Here is an 18,330-nt window from a genome sequence, read left to right as displayed (position 1 = left end):
AAGGAAATCCGGGGGGATGGACCTCAATCTGCTGCACACGCTCCACGCGCTGCTCCAGGAGAACAGCGTGACCCGGGCCGCCGAACGGCTCGGCACCTCGCCCGCCGCGGTCAGCCGCACCCTGGCGCGGTTGCGGCGGACCGTCGGCGATCCGCTGCTGGTCCGCGCCGGGCAGACGATGGTGCCGACGCCGCGCGCCCTGGAGCTGCGGGACCAGGTCGGCGGCGTGCTGGCCGACTGCGAGCGGCTGTTCCGTCCGTCGGCGCCGTTCCGCGCCGCCGCCCTGGAGCGCACCTTCACGCTGCAGGCGAGCGACATCCTGCTGGCGGGGCTGGCCGGCCCGCTGACCGACCGGCTGCGCGCGGCCGCCCCGCGCGTCGACCTCGTCTTCCTGCCCGAGGCGGTGGAGGACGGCCCGGCACTCCGCCAGGGCCGGGTCGACGTGGAGCTGGGCGTCCTCGACCATCTGGACCCGGAGACCCGTACGGAGCAGCTCGCCCGGGTGTCGCTGGTCGGCGTCGCCCGCGTCGGCCATCCGCTCTTCGACGGGCCGCTCGACACTCGCCGGTTCGCCGCCGCGGACCACATCGGCATCTCCCGGCGCGGCAGACGCCTCGGCCCCATCGACCGGGCGCTGTCGGAGCTGGGGCTGCGGCGCCGCGTCGCCGCCGTCGTCCCCAGCCACCTGAGCGCGATGCAACTGGCCCGCGGCACCGACCTCGTCGCCCTCACGCTCCCCGGCTGGCTCCCGGACACCACCAAGGCCCTGGGCCTGCGGACGTTCCCCGTCCCGCTCGACCTGCCGCCGCTCGACCTCGGCATGGCCTGGCATCCGCGCCACTCCGCCGACCCGGCGCACCGCTGGTTCCGCGCCCAGGTGAAGGCGGTGGGGCCACAGCCGTCGGCCGGGTGAGGGGACCCCCTTCGGGTGGCACCGCGGGCACGAGCGCGACAGCGGTCCGCTTCAGACAACGAAAACGGCCCGTGATCGCGTTTCCGCTGATCACGGGCCGTTCCCCAACTGTGGCGGCGCCAGGATTCGAACCTGGGAAGGCGAAGCCGGCAGATTTACAGTCTGCTCCCTTTGGCCGCTCGGGCACACCGCCAGGGTTTGCTGCCGGGAGATCCGCTTTCCGCGGCGCTCGGTGGCAACGACGTAAACCATACCTGATGGCAGGGGGTGCTCCGCCACTCGGTTCCCGCGGCCGGGGTCGTGGGCGGCGCGGTCGCCTCCTCTAGGCTGGCGGGGCGGTCCGGGACGGGCCGTTTCCCTGACGGACCTATCCACGAGGAGCCAACTCACCATGGCCGACTCCAGTTTCGACATCGTCTCGAAGGTCGAGCGGGTGGAGGTCGACAACGCCCTCACCCAGACCGCCAAGGAGATCTCGCAGCGCTACGACTTCAAGGGCGTGGGCGCGTCGATCGAGTGGTCGGGCGAGAAGATCGAGATGCGCGCCGACTCCGAAGGCCGGGCGGCGGCCGTCCTCGACATCTTCCAGACCAAGCTGGTCAAGCGCGGGGTCTCGCTGAAGGCGCTGGACGCGGGCGAGCCGCAGCTCTCCGGCAAGATGTACAAGATCTTCGCCTCCATCCAGGAGGGCATCTCGCAGGAGAACGCCAAGAAGGTCGCCAAGATGATCCGCGACGAGGGCCCGAAGGGCGTCAAGGCGCAGGTCCAGGGCGACGAGCTGCGGGTCAGCTCGAAGAGCCGCGACGACCTCCAGGCCGTCCAGGCGCTGCTGAAGGGCAAGGACCTGGACTTCGCGATCCAGTTCGTGAACTACCGGTAGTCACCCGCGTACGACGGCACGGGCCCGCGGGCCGGGGCGTTCCGTCGGCGGAGAGATGCAGCAACCGGGTGGGGCGGCGGGCCGTGGGCGCGCCGCCCCACCGGTGTGATCAGCGGGCGGCGAACGGCTCGTCCGTGGGGACGATCTCGCGGCCGAGGGGCATCAGGGAGATCGGGATCATCTTGAAGTTGGCGATGCCGAACGGGATGCCGATGATCGTGACGCAGAGCGCGATGCCCGTGCAGATGTGGCCCAGCGCCAGCCACCAGCCCGCGAAGATGATCCAGATGACGTTGCCGATCGTGGATCCGGCGCCCGCGTCCCGCCGTTCGACGGTGGTGCGGCCGAAGGGCCAGAGCGCGTAGCCCGCGATGCGGAAGGACGCTATGCCGAACGGGATCGTGACGATCAGGACGCAGCAGATGATGCCCGCGAGGACATAACCGAGCGCCAGCCAGAAGCCGCTGAGGACCAACCAGATGACGTTGAGGATGAGCTTCATGATCGACAGCCTTCCACGGCGGGGCGACAGGGGTACGCCCAGGTAGACGCGGCGGCCGGTGGGGAACGTTGCGACGCGGGCCCGGTGTGCGGCCCGGCCGCGGCGTCATATGTGGGGCCCGGCCATCCGCTCCAGACGGTCGATGCGCTCGCGCATCGGCGGGTGGGTGGCGAAGAAGCGGGACATGCCCTCCCCCGCGCGGAACGGGTTGGCGATCATCATGTGTCCCGCGGTCTCCAGCCGGGGCTCCGGGGGCAGCGGCAGCTGCTGGGTGCCTCTCTCCAGCTTACGGAGCGCGGAGGCCAGGGCGAGGGGATCACCGGTGAGCCGGGCGCCCGACGCATCGGCCTGGTACTCCCGGGAGCGGCTGACGGCGAGCTGGATCAGGGAGGCGGCGAGCGGTCCCAGAATCATGATCAGCAGCATGCCGAGCACTCCGGGGCGGTCGTCGTCGTCCGAGCGGCCGACCGGGATCAGCCAGGCGAAATTCACCAGGAACATCACCACGGAGGCCAGCGCCCCGGCCACCGAGGAGATGAGGATGTCGCGGTTGTGGACATGGCTCAGCTCATGGCCGATCACCCCGCGCAGCTCCCGTTCGTCCAGCAGCTGGAGGATGCCGTCGGTGCAGCAGACCGCGGCGTTACGGGGATTGCGGCCCGTGGCGAAGGCGTTGGGCGCCTGGGTCGGGGAGAGGTAGAGGCGCGGCATCGGCTGGCGGGCGGCGGTCGACAGCTCACGGACCATGCGGTACAGGCCGGGCGCCTCGAATTCGCTCACCGGGCGGGCGCGCATGGCCCGCAGCGCGAGCTTGTCGCTGTTCCAGTACGCGTAGGCGTTCGTCCCCACCGCGACGAGCACGGCGACGAGCAGGCCCGTGCGGCCGAAGAAGCCGCCGATGACGATGATGAGGGCGGACAGACCACCGAGGAGTACGGCGGTTCTGAGCCCGTTGTGCCGGCGGTGCACCGTACGCCCTCCAAGCGATCCGGCAGGGGAACCCGCTGCTGCGACGTCCACTCTTCAGTGGACCCTTACTCACTGGTCAACGCGAGATGAGCAGGGCAGGTTCCCTCACCCTCCGCACCCGGGGAGGGCCGGTTACGGCGTCCGGGCGTCCGCGGGCGACGACGGCGGAGCGCCGCGTTCCGGCGCGGGGCGCCGCCCCGCGCCGGACCTACAGGAGGGCGCCCGCGGCGAAGCGCAGGACCAGCTGCGGGGCGCCGGAGAGGGCCACGCCGAGGACGGTGGCCAGGGTGAGCGCGGCGGCGAGCGGGACGGGGATCCGGGCGGCGGCCGCGCCCCCGGCGGTCACCGCCGTCACGTCCGCGGATCCCGCGTCGGGCGCGTCCTGCGGGGCGCGCTGGAAGAGCACGGCCGTCCAGCGGAGGTAGTAGTAGAGCGCGATCACCACGTTGATCGCCATGACCACGGCGAGCCAGCCCAGGCCCACGTCGACGGCCGAGGCGAAGACCGTGACCTTGGCGAACAGGCCGATGACGCCCGGCGGCAGCCCGGCCAGGCAGAGCAGGAAGAAGCCGAGGACCGGCGCCACCAGGGGGCGGCGGGTGACGAGACCGCGGTAGTCGGTGAGGCGGTTGGCCGGGCTGGTACGGGCCACCAGGGCGGCGACCGCGAAGGCGCCGAGGTTCACCGCGGCGTACATCAGGGCGTACGCGACGGTGGAGCCGATGGCGCGCCCCGGGACGTCGGCGTACGCGGCGGCGGCGATCGGCACCAGGAGGTACCCGGCCTGGCCGACGGAGGACCACGCCAGCAGCCGGACGGCGCTGTGGGCGCGGCCGGGGTCCTGGCGCAGCGCCGCGACGTTGCCGACGGTCATGGTCAGCGCGGCCAGCACCGCCAGCACCGGGCCCCAGACGTGCGCATACGCGGGGAAGCCCTTGACCGTGACGAGGATCAGGCCGGAGAAGCCGACGGCCTTGCCGATGACGGAGAGGTACGCGGCGATGGGCAGCGGGGCGCCGACGTAGGTGTCGGGCACCCAGAAGTGGAACGGCGCGGCGGCGGTCTTGAAGGCGAAGCCGACGAGGGTGAGGGCGACGCCGGCGCTCGCGAGGGTGGCCAGCCGCGGGTCCGGGAGATGGGCGAGCCCATGGGCGACGCGGGTCAGGTGGAGGCTCCCGGTGGCGGCGTACAGGAAGCTCACGCCCAGGAGCATCACGGCCGTGGCGGCCACCGAGGAGAGGAAGAACTTCAGGGCCGCCTCGGAGGAGAGCCGGTCGCCGCGGCGCAGGCCGACCAGCGCGAAGGCGGGCAGCGAGGCCACCTCCAGGGCGAGGACCAGGGTCGCCAGGTCGCGGGAGGCGGGCAGCAGGGCGGCGCCGGAGGCCGAGGAGAGCAGCAGGAACCAGTACTCGCCCGCGGGCAGGCCGCCGTCCTTGACGGTGTCGATGGACAGCAGCGCGGTCAGCAGCGCGCCGGCCAGCACCAGGAACTGGATGACCAGGGCGAACGGGTCCGCGACATAGCTGCAGACGTCCCCGCCGCCGACGCAGAAGGTGCGGCGGTCGCCGCCCAGCAGGGGCAGCAGGGAGAGCCCGGCCAGGGCGAGGCCCCCGGTGGCGAGCCATCCCAGGAGCGGCTTGCGGGCCACCGGGAGGAACAGGTCCGCGACGAGCACCACGAGGGCCACGACGGCGGTGAGGAGGGGCGGCGCCAGGGCGATCCAGTCGACGGACTGCACCAGGGAGGCCGCTCCGCTCGCGGCCGTCGGGATCATCGGGCTGGTCACTTGCCGCCTCCGAGGAGCTGCTGGACGGCCGGGTCGGTGAGGCCGAGGAGGGCCGCGGGCCACAGTCCGGCGAGGACGGTGAGGGCGGCCAGGGGGGTCCAGGCCGCGTATTCGTGGCGCGCGATGTCGGGGAGGACGGGCGCCGCCGGGCCCCCGGTGGCGGGCCGGTTCCGCGGCGCCTTCGGGGCGATGTCGTGCGCGGCCTCGTCCGGGGAGGCGGTGCCCTCCTCGACCGCGGCGGCGGGCTCGGGGGCCTCGGGGGTGGCGCCCATGCAGACCCGGCGGACGACGAGCAGCAGATACGCCGCGGTCAGCAGGGTGCCGAGGCCGGCCAGCGCCATGAAGGTGAGGAAGGCGGCACGGCTGAGGCCCGGGGCCGGGTGGAACGCGCCGAACATCGCGAGCATCTCGCCCCAGAAACCGGCGAGCCCGGGGATGCCCAGGGAGGCGACGGCGGCGAAGGCGAGGAGGGCGCCGAAGCGGGGCGCGCGGCCGTAGAGCGCGGCGCCGGTGGTACCGGCGAGGGTGTCGAGGTCCGTGGTACCGGTGCGGTCCTTGAGGGCGCCGACCAGGAAGAAGAGCAGGCCGGTGATGAGGCCGTGGGCGATGTTGGCGAAGAGCGCGCCGTTGACGCCGGTGGGCGTCATGGAGGCGATGCCGAGCAGCACGAAGCCCATGTGCCCGACGGAGCTGTACGCGATCAGCCGCTTCAGATCGCCCTTGGCGCCCTCGCGGACCAGCGCGAGGCAGGCGAGCGAGCCGTAGACGATGCCGATGGCGGCGAGGGCGGCGAGGTAGGGCGCGAAGGTGTGCATGCCCTCGGGCGCGATCGGCAGCGCGATCCGCACGAAGCCGTACGTGCCCATCTTCAGCAGGACACCGGCGAGCAGCACCGAGCCGACGGTGGGGGCGGCGGTGTGGGCGTCCGGCAGCCAGCTGTGCAGCGGCCACAGCGGCGACTTGATGGCCAGTCCGATGCCGATCGCCACTACGGCGACGAGCTGAACGGTGTGGCTGAGCTGGGACTTCGGACCGTTGTCGGCGGCGAGTGCAACCATGTCGAACGTGCCGGTTTTTACTCCTACGAGAAGGAGGCCGAGCAGCATGACGACGGAGCCGAGCAGCGTGTAGAGGATGAACTTCCAGGCGGCCGCCTGCCGGCCGCCCGGCTCCCGGCCGGACGGGGCGCCGGACGCCGCGCCGCCGGAATCGCCGCCCCAGCGGGCGATGAGGAAGTACATCGGGATGAGCACCATCTCGAACGCGAGGAAGAACAGCACGAGATCGAGGACGGCGAAGGTGGCGAGGGTGCCGGATTCCAGCAGGAGCAGCAGGGCGACGAAGGCCTTCGGGGACGGCCCCTTGGGCATCGAGAAGTAGCTGTAGAGCGCGCAGAGGAAGGTCAGCAGCGCGGTCAGGACGACGAGGGGGAGCGAAATGCCGTCGATGCCGAGGTGGACGCGGATGTCCAGCGCGGGGATCCAGCTGAGGTCGGTGGTGGCCTGCATCCGGGCCGGGTGGCCGTGGTCGAAGCCGATGGCGAGGGCCACGGTCGCCGCGAGGACGACGCCGGTGACGGTCACGCCGTGGCGCAGTACGGCCTGGTCGGGACCGCGGCCGCGGAGACCGGGCGGGGCCGGGAGCAGCGCGCCGGCGGCGCCCAGCAGCGGGAGCACGACGACGGCCGCGAGGAGCAGCTGCATAGCGGTGTGATTCATGGTCAGGCTCCGGTGCCCGTGGCGACGAGGACGGCGGCGACGGCCAGGACGAGTGCGCCCGCGAGCAGCGCGCCGAGGTAGGTCTGCACGTTGCCGGTCTGGGCGCGGCGGACGGCGGCGCCCAGCCAGCGGGGGCCGGTTCCGGCGGCGCGGACGTAGGTGTCGACGACCTCACGGTCGAGGAAGCGGACGAGGACCGCGGCGGCGCGGACGGGCCGGACGAACAGCGCGGTGTAGACGGCGTCGAGGTGGAAGCCGGCGGCCGCGGGGCGGTACAGCGGTCCGAGCAGCACCCGGCCGGGGTCGGTGGCGGCGCCGTCCGCCACGGTGCGGGTGGCCGGGGCGGTGGTGTGGCGCCAGGTCGCGTAGGTGACGAGGCCGCCGACGAGGGCGATGCCGGTGCCCAGGACGGAGGTGGTGAGGGTCGGGGTGAGGGAGCGTCCGTCGAACCAGTCGGCCAGGAAGGGAGCGGTCAGGCCGAAGGCGGCGGTGGGGACGAAGAGGACCCACAGCACGGCCTTCATGGAGAGCGGCTGCGGGCCGTGGTCGGGGGCCTCGGGGCCGCTGCCGCGGAAGGCGAGCAGCCACAGCCGGGCGGCGTACCCGGCGGTGAGGAGGGCGGCGATCAGCCCGGAGATCAGGACGGTCCAGCCGGCCGCGCCGGGGACGCCCGCGGCCCCGCCGGTGGCGGCGTGCTCGGCGGCGCTGAGGACGGCTTCCTTGGAGAAGAAGCCGGAGAACGGCGGGATGGCGGCGAGCACGAGGAGCGCGACGGTGACGGTCCAGAAGGCGTCGGGGACGCGCCGGGCGAGCCCGCTCATCCGGGACATGGCGGAGAGCGAGTTGGTGCCGGCGGCGTGGATGAGCGCCCCGGCGCCCAGGAAGAGGAGGGCCTTGAAGGCACCGTGGGAGAGGAGGTGGAAGACGGCCGCGCCGCGGTCGCCGACGGCCAGCGCGCCGGTCATGTAGCCGAGCTGACCGATGGTCGAGTACGCGAGGACGCGTTTGACGTCGTCCTGGGCGAGCGCGGCCAGACCGGATCCGATCATGGTGACCGCGGCCATGACGGCGAGGACGACCAGCGCCGCGGCGGAGGCGGCGAAGACGGGGAGGAGCCGGGCGACGACATAGACACCGGCGGCGACCATCGTCGCGGCGTGGATGAGCGCCGAGACGGGGGTGGGGCCGGCCATGGCGTCGGGGAGCCAGGTGTGCAGCGGGAACTGCGCGGACTTGCCGGCCACACCGGCGAGCAGCAGCAGCGCGATCAGCGTCGGGTGGTCGAGACCGTCGCGGGCGATCGAGCCGAGGATGCCGGTGATGCGGAAGGTGCCGGTGTCGGCGGCCAGCGCGAAGATGCCGAAGAGAAAGGGGACGTCGCCGAGCTTGGTGACGAGGAACGCCTTGAGGGAGGCGGCGCGGGCGGCCTCGGTCTCCCAGTAGTGGCCGACGAGGAAGTACGAGCAGATGCCCATGACTTCCCAGCCGACGAGCAGCACCATCAGGTCACCGGTGTAGACGACGAGCAGCATCGCGGAGGTGAAGAGCGAGACCAGCGCGGCGTACGAGGGGTAGCGCGGGTCGTCGCGCAGATAGCCGGTGGAGTAGATCTGCACGCAGGTCGCGACCACGCCGACCAGCACGGCGATCAGCACGGCGAAGCCGTCGAGGTGCAGGGCCAGGTCGATGGGGACGGAGCCGGTCGGGGTGAGCCGGGTGGCGACGTCGGTGGCGGGCCCGGTGCCCACTCCGGCGGCGGTGACGACGGCGAGCACGGCGGCGGCGAACGTGGGCAGCACGGCGAGCGGCCGGACGAAGCCGGGGGCACGGCGGCCCAGGAGGAATCCCGCGACCGCGCCGAGGAACGGCAGGAGGGGGACGAGGACGGCGGTGGTCGTGGGTGTCACGCGGTGGCCTCCGCCTTGGTGTCCGGCTGCAGGTCCGTGGTGTCGGCGTCCGGGGTGCCCGGCGTGTCGGCGAGGTCGCGCAGCCGGTCGATGTGGGAGGTGCCGCGGTGGCGGTGGACGAGCAGCACGATCGCCAGACCGATACCGATCTCGGCGGCGGCGACGGCGATGGTGAAGAGGGTCAGTGCCTGCCCGGCGTGGAGGGTGTCGCGCAGCCAGGCGTCGAAGGCGACGAGGTTGAGGTTGACGGCGTTGAGCATCAGCTCGACGGACATCAGCACCAGGATCACGTTGCGGCGGGCGAGCACGCCGTACAGACCGGTGCAGAAGAGGAGGGCGGCGAGGACGGCCGGATAGACGAGATGCATCAGCGCTGTTCCTCCCGCGAGGCGGGGCCGGGGGCGTTCGCCGCGCCGGAGGGGGCCGCCGGGGCCGTGCCGGCCGGGGCACCCGCCGGGCCGGGTGCCGGGATGCGGGCCGTGCCGCCCCCGTCGGACCCGGCCGCCGTGTCGGTGCCCTTGCGGGAGAGGACGATCGCGCCGACCAGGGCGGCGAGCAGCAGGACGGAGAGGGCTTCGAAGGGGAGGACCCAGTACTGGAAGAGGCTGCGGCCGGTGGTTTCGGTGGTGCCCTGCGGGGTGCCGAGTTCGATCCAGGTGGCGCGGAAGGCGTCGACGACGACCCACACCAGGGCGGCGGCGGAGGCTGCGGCCACGGCGACGGCGGCCCAGCGGTTGCCGGAGTCGGCGTCGGGTGACCGGCCGATGGGCGCCTTGGTGAGCATCAGCCCGAAGAGCAGGAGGACGACGACGGAGCCGACGTAGATCAGGACCTGCACCCAGGCGATGAATTCCGCGGTCAGCAGCAGGTATTCGACGGCGGTGCCGCCGAGGGCGACGACCAGCCAGAGCGCGGCGTGGACCAGCTGCCGGGTGGTGACGGTGACGATCGCCGCGCCGAGGGTGACGAGGCCGACGAGGAGAAAGGCGATCTCGACGCCGGAGGGGGTGAGGAAGCCGTGGCTTGCGGCGGCGAGCGTCACGCGTCCTCCCCGGAGTTCTCGGCGTCGGCGGCGGCCTGCTGGGCGGCGAGTTTGTCGGCCGTCCTACGGGCGGCGGCGATCTCCTTGGGTTCCTCGGCGGCGGGGTCGAGGGCGGGCGGTTCGGGCACGGTCCACATCCACTCGCGGAGTTTGTCGCGCTCGTGGGTCAGCTCGCGGATGTCGGTCTCGGCGTACTCGAACTCCGGCGACCAGAAGAGCGCGTCGAAGGGACAGACCTCGATGCAGATACCGCAGTACATGCAGAGGGAGAAGTCGATGGCGAAGCGGTCGAGGACGTTACGGCTGCGCTCGCGGCCGCCGGGGGCGGCGGGCGGCACCGTCTCCTTGTGGGAGTCGATGTAGATGCACCAGTCGGGGCATTCACGGGCGCAGAGCATGCAGACCGTGCAGTTCTCCTCGAACAGCCCGATGACGCCGCGGGTGCGCGGCGCCAGATCGGGCTGGACGTCGGGGTACTGCGCGGTGGTGCTGCGCTTCGTCATCGTCCGGAGGGTGACGGCGAGGCCCTTGGCGAGCCCGGAGCCGGGGAAGCCGGACGGCTTGGACTTCTTGTCCGTGGCCATCTCAGGAGGTCACCACCTTGACGACGCCGGTGAGGGCGATCTGGACGAGGGCGAGCGGGATGAGGACGGTCCAGGCGAGCTTCTGCAGCTGGTCCTCGCGCAGCCGCGGATAGGTGACCCGCAGCCAGATGATGACGAAGGCGAGGACGGCGGTCTTCAGCAGCGTCCACAGCCAGCCGAGGCCGTCGGCGCCGAACGGTCCGTGCCAGCCGCCCAGGAAGAGGACGGAGGTCAGCGCGCAGAGCACGACGATGCCCGCGTACTCGGCGAGCAGGAAGAGCGCGAAGCGCAGACCGGTGTACTCGGTGTACGCGCCGAAGATGATCTCGGAGTCGGCGACCGGCATGTCGAACGGCGGCCGTTGCAGCTCGGCGAGGCCGGCCACGAAGAAGACCACCGCGCCGATGAGCTGCCACGGCACCCACCACCAGTGGAAGGAGTCGAGGATCCCGGGCAGCGAGAGGGTGCCGGCGGCCATCGCGACGGAGGCGGCGGCGAGCAGCATCGGCAGCTCGTAGGCGAGCAGCTGGGCGGCCGTGCGCAAGCCGCCGAGCAGCGAGAACTTGTTGGCCGACGCCCAGCCCGCCATGATCGAACCGAGGACGCCGACGCCCATCACCGCGAGGACGAAGAAGAGCCCCGCGTCCAGGCTCTGGCCGACCGCGTTGCGCGGGCCGATCGGGATGGCGGCGAGGACCAGCAGATACGGCAGCAGTCCTACGGCGGGCGCGAGCTGGAAGACCCGCCGGTCGGCTCCGGCCGGGACGATGTCCTCCTTCTGCGCGAACTTCACCCCGTCCGCGACGAGCTGCGCCCAGCCATGGAAACCGCCCGCGTACATCGGTCCGAGGCGGCCCTGCATATGGGCCATGACCTTGTGTTCGGTCTGCCCGACGACCAGCGGGAGGACGAGGAAGGCGACGAAGACGGCGAGCAGGCGCACCACGATGTCGAGAGCGTCGCTCATGGGGTGTCGCCTCCTGCCGGGTCCTGGTGGGGAGTGGCCTTGCCGGTGCCGGCGTCCTGGCCGGGGCCGGATTCGTCGCCGGTGCCGGTGGTCTTGCCGGGGCCGGGTTTCTCGTCCGGGCCGGATTCCTTACCGGGGTCGGTGCCCTTACCGGGGTCGGTCCCGTCGTCCGTACCGGTGCCGGTGCCGGTGGGAGCCTCATCCGCCGGGGCGGGCTCGGGTTCCTCGAAGGCCGGGCGGGCGTGGTGCCAGGGGGCGTCCGAGGAGGTGGCGGCGGGCCTGGCCGGGCGGGAAGCCGCGCCTCGGTCCGACGCCGCGGGCCCGGCCGGCGCTTCCGGCTCCGCCGTCTCCTCAGACTTGGCGGACGCATCCGGCTTGGCGGACGCACCCGGTCCGGTCGGCGCCTCGGGCTTCGCCACCGCCTCGGGCTTCGTCGACGCTTCGGGCTCGTCAGCCTTCTCGGGCTTCGCCGCGGTCTCAGGCTTAGCGGCCGCCTCGGGCTTCGCCGCGTTCTCGGGCTTGGCGGCGGGCCCAGACTTGGCGGCCGTCTCAGGCTTGGCGGAGGCCTCCGGCTTGGCGGCCGCCTCCGGCGTGGCCGAAGCCGCAGATGCGGCAGGTCCGGCCGGTGCGGCCGGGATCTCGGCCCCCGTGGACGCCGCATCCGCGGTCGAGGCCGGGCGCTGGCTGGCTGAGCCCGCGCCGGCCGAGCGGGTGCGGCGGGCCGGGCGTTCGCCCGCGGCCGGGCGCTCCGCTGCGGCTCCGGCACCGGCCGTCCGTCCGGCGCCGGCGGCCCGGGCGCCGCCGGCCGCGCGGGCGCCGCGTGCCGGGCGGGCCGGGGCCGGGGGCAACTGGCCCTTGAGCGGGCCCCATTCGTTCGGGTCGGGGACGCCGGGCGGCAGCATCTGGCGGCGCTTCGGTCCGCCGTGCTCGGACTCGCCCGGTTCCTTGGCGCCCGGCCACGCCTTGGCGACCCGCGCGGCGAGGACGAAGTCCTTGCGCAGCGGGTGGCCCTCGAAGTTCTCCGGGAGCAGCAGCGGCACGAGGTGCGGGTGGCCGGTGAAGTCCACGCCGAACATCTCGTACGTCTCGCGCTCGTGCCAGGCGGCGCCCGCGTAGACGCCGGTGGCGGTGGGCAGCGCCGGTGCGTCGTGCGGCACGGTCGTGCGCACGAGCAACCGCCGGACGGTGCCGGGGCGGGAGACGTCGGCGAGGTGAGCGCAGATCCGGAAGCCGGTGCCGGGCTCGTCGACGGCGCTCAGCCAGTCGAAGAAGGTGCAGTTCAGGGCGGTGCGGGCGGCGGTCAGCGCCTCGATCCAGCGGTCGGCCGGTACGTCGACGGTCAGCAGGTCGTAGGCGGCTTCCGCGGTGGCACCCGCGCCGAAGAGGGCGCTCGCCGGGCCGGGCAGCCAGCCGACGACGGGCTCGGCCGCCTCGTCCGCAACCTCCGCGGCGCCGTCCACCGGCTGCTTCGTCGGCTCGTCCACGGGCTCGTTCGTGGGCTCGTTCGTCGGCTCGCTCATCGGGGCTCCTCCCCCGGGCCGCCGGGCTCCGCCGTGCTGGACGTACCGGGCTGCGGGGGCGCCACCAGGCCGCTGCGCAGCGCGTTCGCCGAGGGGCCGGCGGCCGGGCCGGTCGCGTACCGCTCGCCCAGCGACTCGCGGGCGATCTTCTCCTGGAGCTTGAGGATGCCCTGCAGCAGCGCCTCCGGGCGGGGCGGGCAGCCCGGTACGTACACGTCCACCGGAATGATCTGGTCGACGCCCTTGGTCACGGAGTACGAGTCCCAGTAGGGGCCGCCGCAGTTGGAGCAGGCGCCGAAGGAGATGACGTACTTCGGCTCGGGCATCTGCTCGTAGAGGCGCTTGACGGCCGGGGCCATCTTGTCGGTGACCGTGCCGGAGACGATCATCAGGTCGGCCTGGCGCGGGCCCGGCGCGAACGGGATGACGCCGAGCCGGATGAAGTCGTGGCGCGCCATGGACGCGGCGATGAACTCGATGGCGCAGCAGGCGAGGCCGAAGTTGAAGACCCACAGGCTGTAGCGGCGACCCCAGTTGAGGATCACCTTCATCGGTTCGGGCGCGAGCCGGGAGAGCGTGCCCAGGCGGCGCGGCATCGGCAGATCGGTGCGGCCGGAGCCCTCGGCCGCTGCCGACGCGCCGTCGGGGGCGGGGGTCACGTCCATTCCAGGACGCCCTTCTTCCATGCGTAGAGCAGGCCGACGGTGAGGAAGCCGAGGAAGACGAACATCTCCACCAGCGTGACGCCGCCGAAGCCGGGGGCGGCGAAGACCGTCGCCCAGGGGAACAGGAAGATCGAGTCGACGGCGAAGATCACGTAGAGGAACGCGTAGACGTAGTAGCGGACCTGGGTGTGCGCCCAGCCCTCGCCGACCGGGTCCACGCCGCATTCGTACGTCAGCAGCTTCTCGGGCGTCGGCACCACGGGCCGCAGCAACCGCCCGGCGCCGAAGGCCACGGCCACGAAGAGGACACCGACGACGGCGACCAGGCCGACGAACGAATACCCCTGGAAGTACTCCGCGGCGCTGGTGATGGTGCGCACGGTCGTGTCGTCCGGCACGTCCGCCCCTCGCTCCCTGACTGCGCTTGTTCAACGACTTCGACGATCTGTACCCACGGAGTCTAGGCCCTGCCCTCCCCCCGCTGAGCAGCCGCGTCTCGCAGACGGTGGCGTTGACCCCACTTCGTCCCGGCTCTGCAACCGGCTGCCGGACGGTGCTGCCCGGCATGCGGACGGGCCGGGGCCGCGCCGGAGGTCAGGTTCCGGCGCCGTCCGGGCGGGGCAGCGGGCCGCCGTCGAAGGGGCTGCGGTCGTCCGGCGGGGCATCGAACGGGCTCCGCTCCACGCCCGGAGGCGGTGCCTGGGGATGCCGGGTGGCCCGCAGGGGCTCCGGGGCCTGGGGAGGAGCGGGGGTGGGCTGGGGCTGGTGTGCCGGCTGCCTGTACGGATTCGTCTGGGTGTGCTGTGCCGGGAGCGTCTGCTTGGTGGCGTACGGCGGGTGGGGCTGCATGTACGGGTTGGTGTGTGGGGACACGGGTGCCTGAGGAGATGGAGGAGATGTGGGAGGCGTGGCGGATATCTGCGGAGACAGGTGCTGCGGCGGAAGGTGATGTGGCTGCGCTGCCTGGCCTGGCTGTGCCGTCTGCCCTGGCTGAGGTACCTGGGGTACCTGAAGTGTCTGGGATGCCTGGGGTGCCTGCGGTGCCTGGGGTTGATACGGCGACTGGTTCTGCTGCGGAGGTAGGGGCTGCTGGTGGGACTGGCTCGGGTGGTTGATCTGCTGTGAGAGCTGTCCTTGGTGCGGGGACTGTCCTTGGTGCGGGGGCTGCCCCTGGGGCTGTTGCGGCGACTGCGGGCCCAGCGGTGCGTGGGGCTGCATCTGCTGCTGAGGCTGCATCTGCTGCTGGGGCTGTGGCTGGGGCTGTGCCTGCGGGGCGAGCGGTGGTTGCGGTCCGGACGGTGGGTGGGGCTGCGGCCCTGCGGCGGGGAGCGGTCCGGCGCCGGGGGCGGTCGGCCCGGCGCCGGGGGCGGCGGCCGGCCCCGCAGGGATGACCGTGGCCGGTCCGGGGGCGGGCGTGGCCGGCCCGGCTGCGGGTGCGGCCGGACCCGCGGCCCCGGGGACGACCGTCGGGGCCGCATCCGGGGTCGGCCGCGGGTGCGCGGTCGTGGCTGCGGCGGGGCGGACGACGCCATGGGCGACGTATCGTTCGCCGCCGCGTGCGGTGTGGTCGGACGGGCGGCGGCCGGGTTCCCGGGAGACCGCGCGGTCCATCACCTCGGCGGCGATCCGGGCGGCGGCCGCCAGCGTCCGCTCGCCCAGCAGATCGGTACGGATCGCGCCGCCCGCGGCCAGATGCCGGTCGTAGGGCAGCGGCAGCACCGCCGCGCCGCCCGCGCCGAGGTGGGCGACGGCCGTGCGGGCGTCGACGCCGGTGTCGGGCGCCAGGTGGGTGAGGACCACGACGGTGGTCGGCAGCAGCCCGGGGTGCAGGCCGCCGACCCAGTCCAGTACGGAGCGGGTGGCCGCGACGCCTTCCGGGGTGGCCGGGGTGACCAGCACCCGGGCCTGCGTGGTGACCAGCGCGGTGCGGGCCACCTCGGCGGGCAGGGTCTCGCAGTCGACGACGGTGGCGGCGAAGTGACGGCGCAGCGAGGTCATGACGATGCGGTACGTGTCGAGGTCCAGCCGGGTGCCGATCGCGCCCTGGCTGCCGGGGAGCAGCCAGCCGCCGCCCGCGAACGGCAGCAGATAGCCGGTCAGGTCGGTGATCAGCATCGACGGGTCGACGATCTCCGCCAGATCGCTGCCCGACCAGCGCACCTCACGCGCGCCCAGCCGGTGCGGGAGGGTGCCGAGCGCCGGGTCGGCCTCGACGGCGAGCACCGGATCGGGCCGGTAGTGGGCGTAGGTCAGGGCGAGCAGCGCCGCGACGGTGGACTTGCCCGCGCCGCCCCGGATGCTGGAGACCGCGATCTGCCGCCCGGTGACGACCGGCTGCTGAATGGCGCGCGCCGCCTCCGTGACCGCCGCCGTCTCGGTGGCGGGCGACGAGGCGAACACCTTCCGCAACGCCCGCCCGGCCCGCCGCCCCAGCGGGTCACCGCGCCGCGGCTTGGGCTGCCCGTCGGCCAGCTCGGGCGGCAGCAGCGGTACGGACACGGGCGTACGCGCCGGAAGCCCGGGACGGTTGTACCGGGCGGGAACGGCCTGTGCCGGGCCGGGGGCGGCGGGGGCGGCCGGGTGCGTAACTGCGGGTGCGACCGGGCCCGTAGCCGTGGGTGCAGTCGCGCCCTGAACCGTGGGTGCGGCCGATCCCTGAGCCGGGCCGGGACCGGCGGAGACAGCCGGACCCTGAGCCCCACCCGAAGCCCCAGGCCCGGCCGGAGCCGAACCCGTAGCCGCGGGCGCGACCGCCCCCTGAACCGGACTGGAAACAGCGGCAGCGGCCGGAGCCGAGCGCAGGTCACCGGGCACGGCCGCCCCCGCCCCCTGAGACGCAGACACAGGCGCAGGCGCAGGCAGCGCCCCGCCCGGTACCGGCGCCGACGGAGCGCCTGCCGACGTGCCCGGCCCCGGCACCGGCGACGTGCCCGGCCCCGCTCCCGGCTGAGGACCCGTCCCCGCCACCGGCATCGGCCCCGCCGGAGCGCCCGGCCCCGGCCCCGTACCCGACACCGCGTCCGCCACGGTCCCCGGCTCGCCCGTCGCGCCCCCGGCGCGCGCCGCCTGCTCGGGCGCCCCCGGTGTCGTCGCGGGCGCCCCTGAGACACCCCCTCCGGGTATCCCCGGGACACCGGCCCCGGGCGTCCCGGGCGCGCCGCCCGCTCCGTCCTGTGTCTGCTTCCGCTGCTGCGCCTCCACGGCCCGCCGCCCCTCTTCCCCGAGTGCTAGTGCTCCCGGTGCCTCCGGCCGGACCGGCCGCTCCGTTGCCCCCGGCCGTTTCTCCGGCCCCGTCCGCTGCGACCGCTCGGGAACCGCCATTGGTTCCGACCCCTCGGGGACCGCCGCTGGTTCCGACCGCTCGGAAACCGCCGTTGGTTCCGACCGCTCGGGCGCCGCCGGCGGTTCCGAGCCGCCGGGTGCCGCCGGGGCCGCCGCCCCCGTGACCGCCGGCCGCGGGTCCGGGGCTGCCCGTTCCGTACCGTTCATCCGCTCGTCCGTCTCCCCGCCGCTCCGCGTCAGAACGCGTCCCGCAGCAGGGCGCAGACGCCGAAGACGCCCGCCGTCACCGGGATCAGGGCCACGACCGCCGCCTGCTCGGCGCGGGCGGCGGCGCGTCGCACGGCGGGCGACGGCGGGCGCGTGGTGCGCAGGGCGAGGAGGGCGGCCGGGAGGGCGGCCAGGAGGCAGAGGAGCGTGCCCGCGGCGGCGGGGGCCGGGCCGTGTGCGGCCCAGCGCAGCACCGGGTGCAGGCAGGCCGCGCACCCGGCGGCGGCGACCGCGGCGACCTGCACGGCCAGCGGATAGGCGCGGGCCCGGGCGCACAGCACCAGGCCCAGCAGCAGCGCGGCGGCGACCGCCCAGCCGTCTCCCTGGCCCGCCGCGAGCCAGCCACCGGCGCCCGTCGAGACGGCGACGGCCACGGTGGCCGGGGCGAGCGTCCGGTGGGTGGCGCCGAGGGCCGCGGCCACCCGGTGGCGGCTGACCGGGGTGGCGCCCGCGCGCCGGTCGTCGAGGCCGGTCAGTCCGGCCGACGTCAGGGCGTGGCGGGGCAGTTGGCCCAGGACGAGGACGCCCACGAGGCCGAGGACCGCGCCCGTCCGGGCGGGCGTCGTCAGCGCCAGTCCGGCCTCCCACACACCCAGGCAGACGAGGACCGCGGCGGCCCCCAGGTGCGCCGCGCGCCGCCAGGGGGCGCACAGCCCGAAGAGGCCGAGGAGGGCGGCGGCGGTCCCGCCCAGGGCGGCGAGGCGGGCCGCGCCGCCCGGTGTCGCGTACCAGGCGGCGTACGCCCCGAGGGTGCCGCCGAGGAGCAACAGGGCGGCACCGGGCGCGCGTTGCGCGGCCCGCGTCGCGGCCAGGGCGGCGCCGGCGCCGGCGAGCAGGACCGCGGCGACGCCGAGCCACAGCGCGGCCGCGCCGCCGTACCAGCGGTCGGCCCCGGTGCCCGCGACGGCGCCGAGCAGGACGCCCGCCGCGCCCGCGGCCGGTGCGGCGGCCCGCGCGCCCCAGCCCCGGCCGCGTATCTCCAGCGGCGCGGCGGCCACGGCGTCGAGGCCGCCGCCGGGGCGGGTGCCGGGCGTGAACGGGCCCTGGACTAGGTGGAGTTCGGCGCCGTCCGGCAGGCGGGCGGCGGCGAGGGAGTCGTGCGGCGCGAGGACCGTGCCGTCGGCGGTGACCAGCTGTTGCGCGCCCGGCCCGGACGGTCGCTCGCCGCGCAGCCGCAGCAGCTCCGGCAGGAGCGCCCCTACGGGTTCCCCGGACGGGACGACGAGTTCGGTTCGGCTCCCCGCCCCGGTGACGAGGGTGACCCGGCTCAGGGTGGTGCGCCGCTCCTCGGGGGCGCCCACGGTCGCGCTCACGCCGGTGCCCCCGTC

16 protein-coding genes and 1 tRNA gene are annotated in these 18,330 nt (G+C 74.2%); 2 read left to right on the top strand and 15 right to left on the bottom strand.

The window, feature by feature from the left end; all coding sequences use genetic code 11:
* Positions 1-16: 16 nt before the first annotated feature.
* Positions 17-913: a LysR family transcriptional regulator gene (locus tag ABT345_RS06430; protein ID WP_345088376.1), complete on the top strand. Its 897-nt coding sequence runs from the start codon at positions 17-19 to the stop codon at positions 911-913.
* A gap of 111 nt (positions 914-1,024) precedes the next feature.
* Here the strand turns inward: ABT345_RS06430 and ABT345_RS06425 are convergent.
* Positions 1,025-1,106, bottom strand: a tRNA-Tyr gene (locus tag ABT345_RS06425).
* A 198-nt stretch (positions 1,107-1,304) separates the two neighbouring features.
* On the opposite strand from ABT345_RS06425, the gene ABT345_RS06420 reads away from it, so the two are divergent.
* Positions 1,305-1,793: a YajQ family cyclic di-GMP-binding protein gene (locus ABT345_RS06420; protein ID WP_345088378.1), complete on the top strand. Its 489-nt coding sequence runs from the start codon at positions 1,305-1,307 to the stop codon at positions 1,791-1,793.
* Between the two features lie 109 nt (positions 1,794-1,902).
* Here ABT345_RS06420 and ABT345_RS06415 read toward each other — a convergent pair whose 3' ends face one another.
* From ABT345_RS06415 to ABT345_RS06350, 14 genes are all read right to left on the bottom strand, one after another.
* Complete coding sequence (locus ABT345_RS06415) at positions 1,903-2,295, bottom strand: YccF domain-containing protein (RefSeq protein WP_345088380.1); 393 nt, start codon at positions 2,293-2,295, stop codon at positions 1,903-1,905.
* Between the two features lie 105 nt (positions 2,296-2,400).
* On the bottom strand, positions 2,401-3,264 hold the full coding sequence (gene htpX / locus ABT345_RS06410) for a zinc metalloprotease HtpX (RefSeq protein ID WP_345088382.1): 864 nt from the start codon (positions 3,262-3,264) through the stop codon (positions 2,401-2,403).
* Positions 3,265-3,472: 208 nt separating this feature from the next.
* Positions 3,473-5,038 (bottom strand): NADH-quinone oxidoreductase subunit N, encoded by a 1,566-nt coding sequence (locus tag ABT345_RS06405; RefSeq protein ID WP_345088629.1) that lies wholly within the window; start codon positions 5,036-5,038, stop codon positions 3,473-3,475.
* Positions 5,039-5,046: 8 nt separating this feature from the next.
* Positions 5,047-6,768, bottom strand: coding sequence for a complex I subunit 4 family protein (locus ABT345_RS06400; RefSeq protein ID WP_345088385.1), 1,722 nt, complete (start codon positions 6,766-6,768; stop codon positions 5,047-5,049).
* A gap of 2 nt (positions 6,769-6,770) precedes the next feature.
* Complete coding sequence (locus ABT345_RS06395; protein WP_345088387.1) at positions 6,771-8,675, bottom strand: NADH-quinone oxidoreductase subunit 5 family protein; 1,905 nt, start codon at positions 8,673-8,675, stop codon at positions 6,771-6,773.
* Complete coding sequence (nuoK, locus tag ABT345_RS06390) at positions 8,672-9,043, bottom strand: NADH-quinone oxidoreductase subunit NuoK (protein ID WP_345088389.1); 372 nt, start codon at positions 9,041-9,043, stop codon at positions 8,672-8,674. The genes ABT345_RS06395 and nuoK overlap by 4 nt, the downstream gene beginning before the upstream one ends.
* Positions 9,043-9,717, bottom strand: a complete 675-nt coding sequence (locus ABT345_RS06385; RefSeq protein ID WP_345088391.1) for an NADH-quinone oxidoreductase subunit J family protein — start codon at positions 9,715-9,717, stop codon at positions 9,043-9,045. Before ABT345_RS06385 ends, nuoK begins: the two co-directional genes overlap by 1 nt.
* On the bottom strand, positions 9,714-10,301 hold the full coding sequence (locus ABT345_RS06380) for a NuoI/complex I 23 kDa subunit family protein (RefSeq protein ID WP_345088393.1): 588 nt from the start codon (positions 10,299-10,301) through the stop codon (positions 9,714-9,716). The genes ABT345_RS06385 and ABT345_RS06380 overlap by 4 nt, the downstream gene beginning before the upstream one ends.
* A gap of 1 nt (position 10,302) precedes the next feature.
* Complete coding sequence (gene nuoH, locus ABT345_RS06375) at positions 10,303-11,268, bottom strand: NADH-quinone oxidoreductase subunit NuoH (RefSeq protein ID WP_345088395.1); 966 nt, start codon at positions 11,266-11,268, stop codon at positions 10,303-10,305.
* Positions 11,265-12,788, bottom strand: coding sequence for an NADH-quinone oxidoreductase subunit C (locus ABT345_RS06370; protein ID WP_345088397.1), 1,524 nt, complete (start codon positions 12,786-12,788; stop codon positions 11,265-11,267). Before ABT345_RS06370 ends, nuoH begins: the two co-directional genes overlap by 4 nt.
* Positions 12,785-13,453: an NADH-quinone oxidoreductase subunit B gene (locus ABT345_RS06365; RefSeq protein ID WP_345088399.1), complete on the bottom strand. Its 669-nt coding sequence runs from the start codon at positions 13,451-13,453 to the stop codon at positions 12,785-12,787. Before ABT345_RS06365 ends, ABT345_RS06370 begins: the two co-directional genes overlap by 4 nt.
* Positions 13,444-13,851, bottom strand: coding sequence for an NADH-quinone oxidoreductase subunit A (locus tag ABT345_RS06360; RefSeq protein ID WP_345088401.1), 408 nt, complete (start codon positions 13,849-13,851; stop codon positions 13,444-13,446). Before ABT345_RS06360 ends, ABT345_RS06365 begins: the two co-directional genes overlap by 10 nt.
* 196 nt (positions 13,852-14,047) lie before the next feature.
* Positions 14,048-15,952, bottom strand: coding sequence for a CpaE/TadZ family protein (locus ABT345_RS06355; protein ID WP_345088403.1), 1,905 nt, complete (start codon positions 15,950-15,952; stop codon positions 14,048-14,050).
* Between the two features lie 1,019 nt (positions 15,953-16,971).
* Positions 16,972-18,315: an EsaB/YukD family protein gene (locus ABT345_RS06350; RefSeq protein WP_345088405.1), complete on the bottom strand. Its 1,344-nt coding sequence runs from the start codon at positions 18,313-18,315 to the stop codon at positions 16,972-16,974.
* Between the last annotated feature and the right edge of the window lie 15 nt (positions 18,316-18,330).

It is taken from the genome of Streptomyces sp. NPDC000404, from assembly GCF_040300365.1.
Taxonomy (GTDB): Bacteria; Actinomycetota; Actinomycetes; order Streptomycetales; family Streptomycetaceae; genus Streptomyces; species Streptomyces ramulosus.
The sequence above is the reverse complement of the archived record's forward strand: the minus strand, read 5'-3'. Positions and strand labels throughout refer to the sequence as shown.

Bases quoted from the DNA above. Each gene is read 5' to 3' on its own strand.
- ABT345_RS06430 (WP_345088376.1), top strand. From the start codon at position 17: ATGGACCTCAATCTGCTGCACACGCTCCACGCGCTGCTCCAGGAGAAC.
- ABT345_RS06420 (WP_345088378.1), top strand. From the start codon at position 1,305: ATGGCCGACTCCAGTTTCGACATCGTCTCGAAGGTCGAGCGGGTGGAG.
- ABT345_RS06415 (WP_345088380.1), bottom strand. From the start codon at position 2,295: ATGAAGCTCATCCTCAACGTCATCTGGTTGGTCCTCAGCGGCTTCTGG.
- ABT345_RS06405 (WP_345088629.1), bottom strand. From the start codon at position 5,038: ATGATCCCGACGGCCGCGAGCGGAGCGGCCTCCCTGGTGCAGTCCGTC.
- ABT345_RS06400 (WP_345088385.1), bottom strand. From the start codon at position 6,768: ATGAATCACACCGCTATGCAGCTGCTCCTCGCGGCCGTCGTCGTGCTC.
- nuoK (WP_345088389.1), bottom strand. From the start codon at position 9,043: ATGCATCTCGTCTATCCGGCCGTCCTCGCCGCCCTCCTCTTCTGCACC.
- ABT345_RS06380 (WP_345088393.1), bottom strand. From the start codon at position 10,301: ATGGCCACGGACAAGAAGTCCAAGCCGTCCGGCTTCCCCGGCTCCGGG.
- nuoH (WP_345088395.1), bottom strand. From the start codon at position 11,268: ATGAGCGACGCTCTCGACATCGTGGTGCGCCTGCTCGCCGTCTTCGTC.
- ABT345_RS06370 (WP_345088397.1), bottom strand. From the start codon at position 12,788: ATGAGCGAGCCGACGAACGAGCCCACGAACGAGCCCGTGGACGAGCCG.
- ABT345_RS06365 (WP_345088399.1), bottom strand. From the start codon at position 13,453: ATGGACGTGACCCCCGCCCCCGACGGCGCGTCGGCAGCGGCCGAGGGC.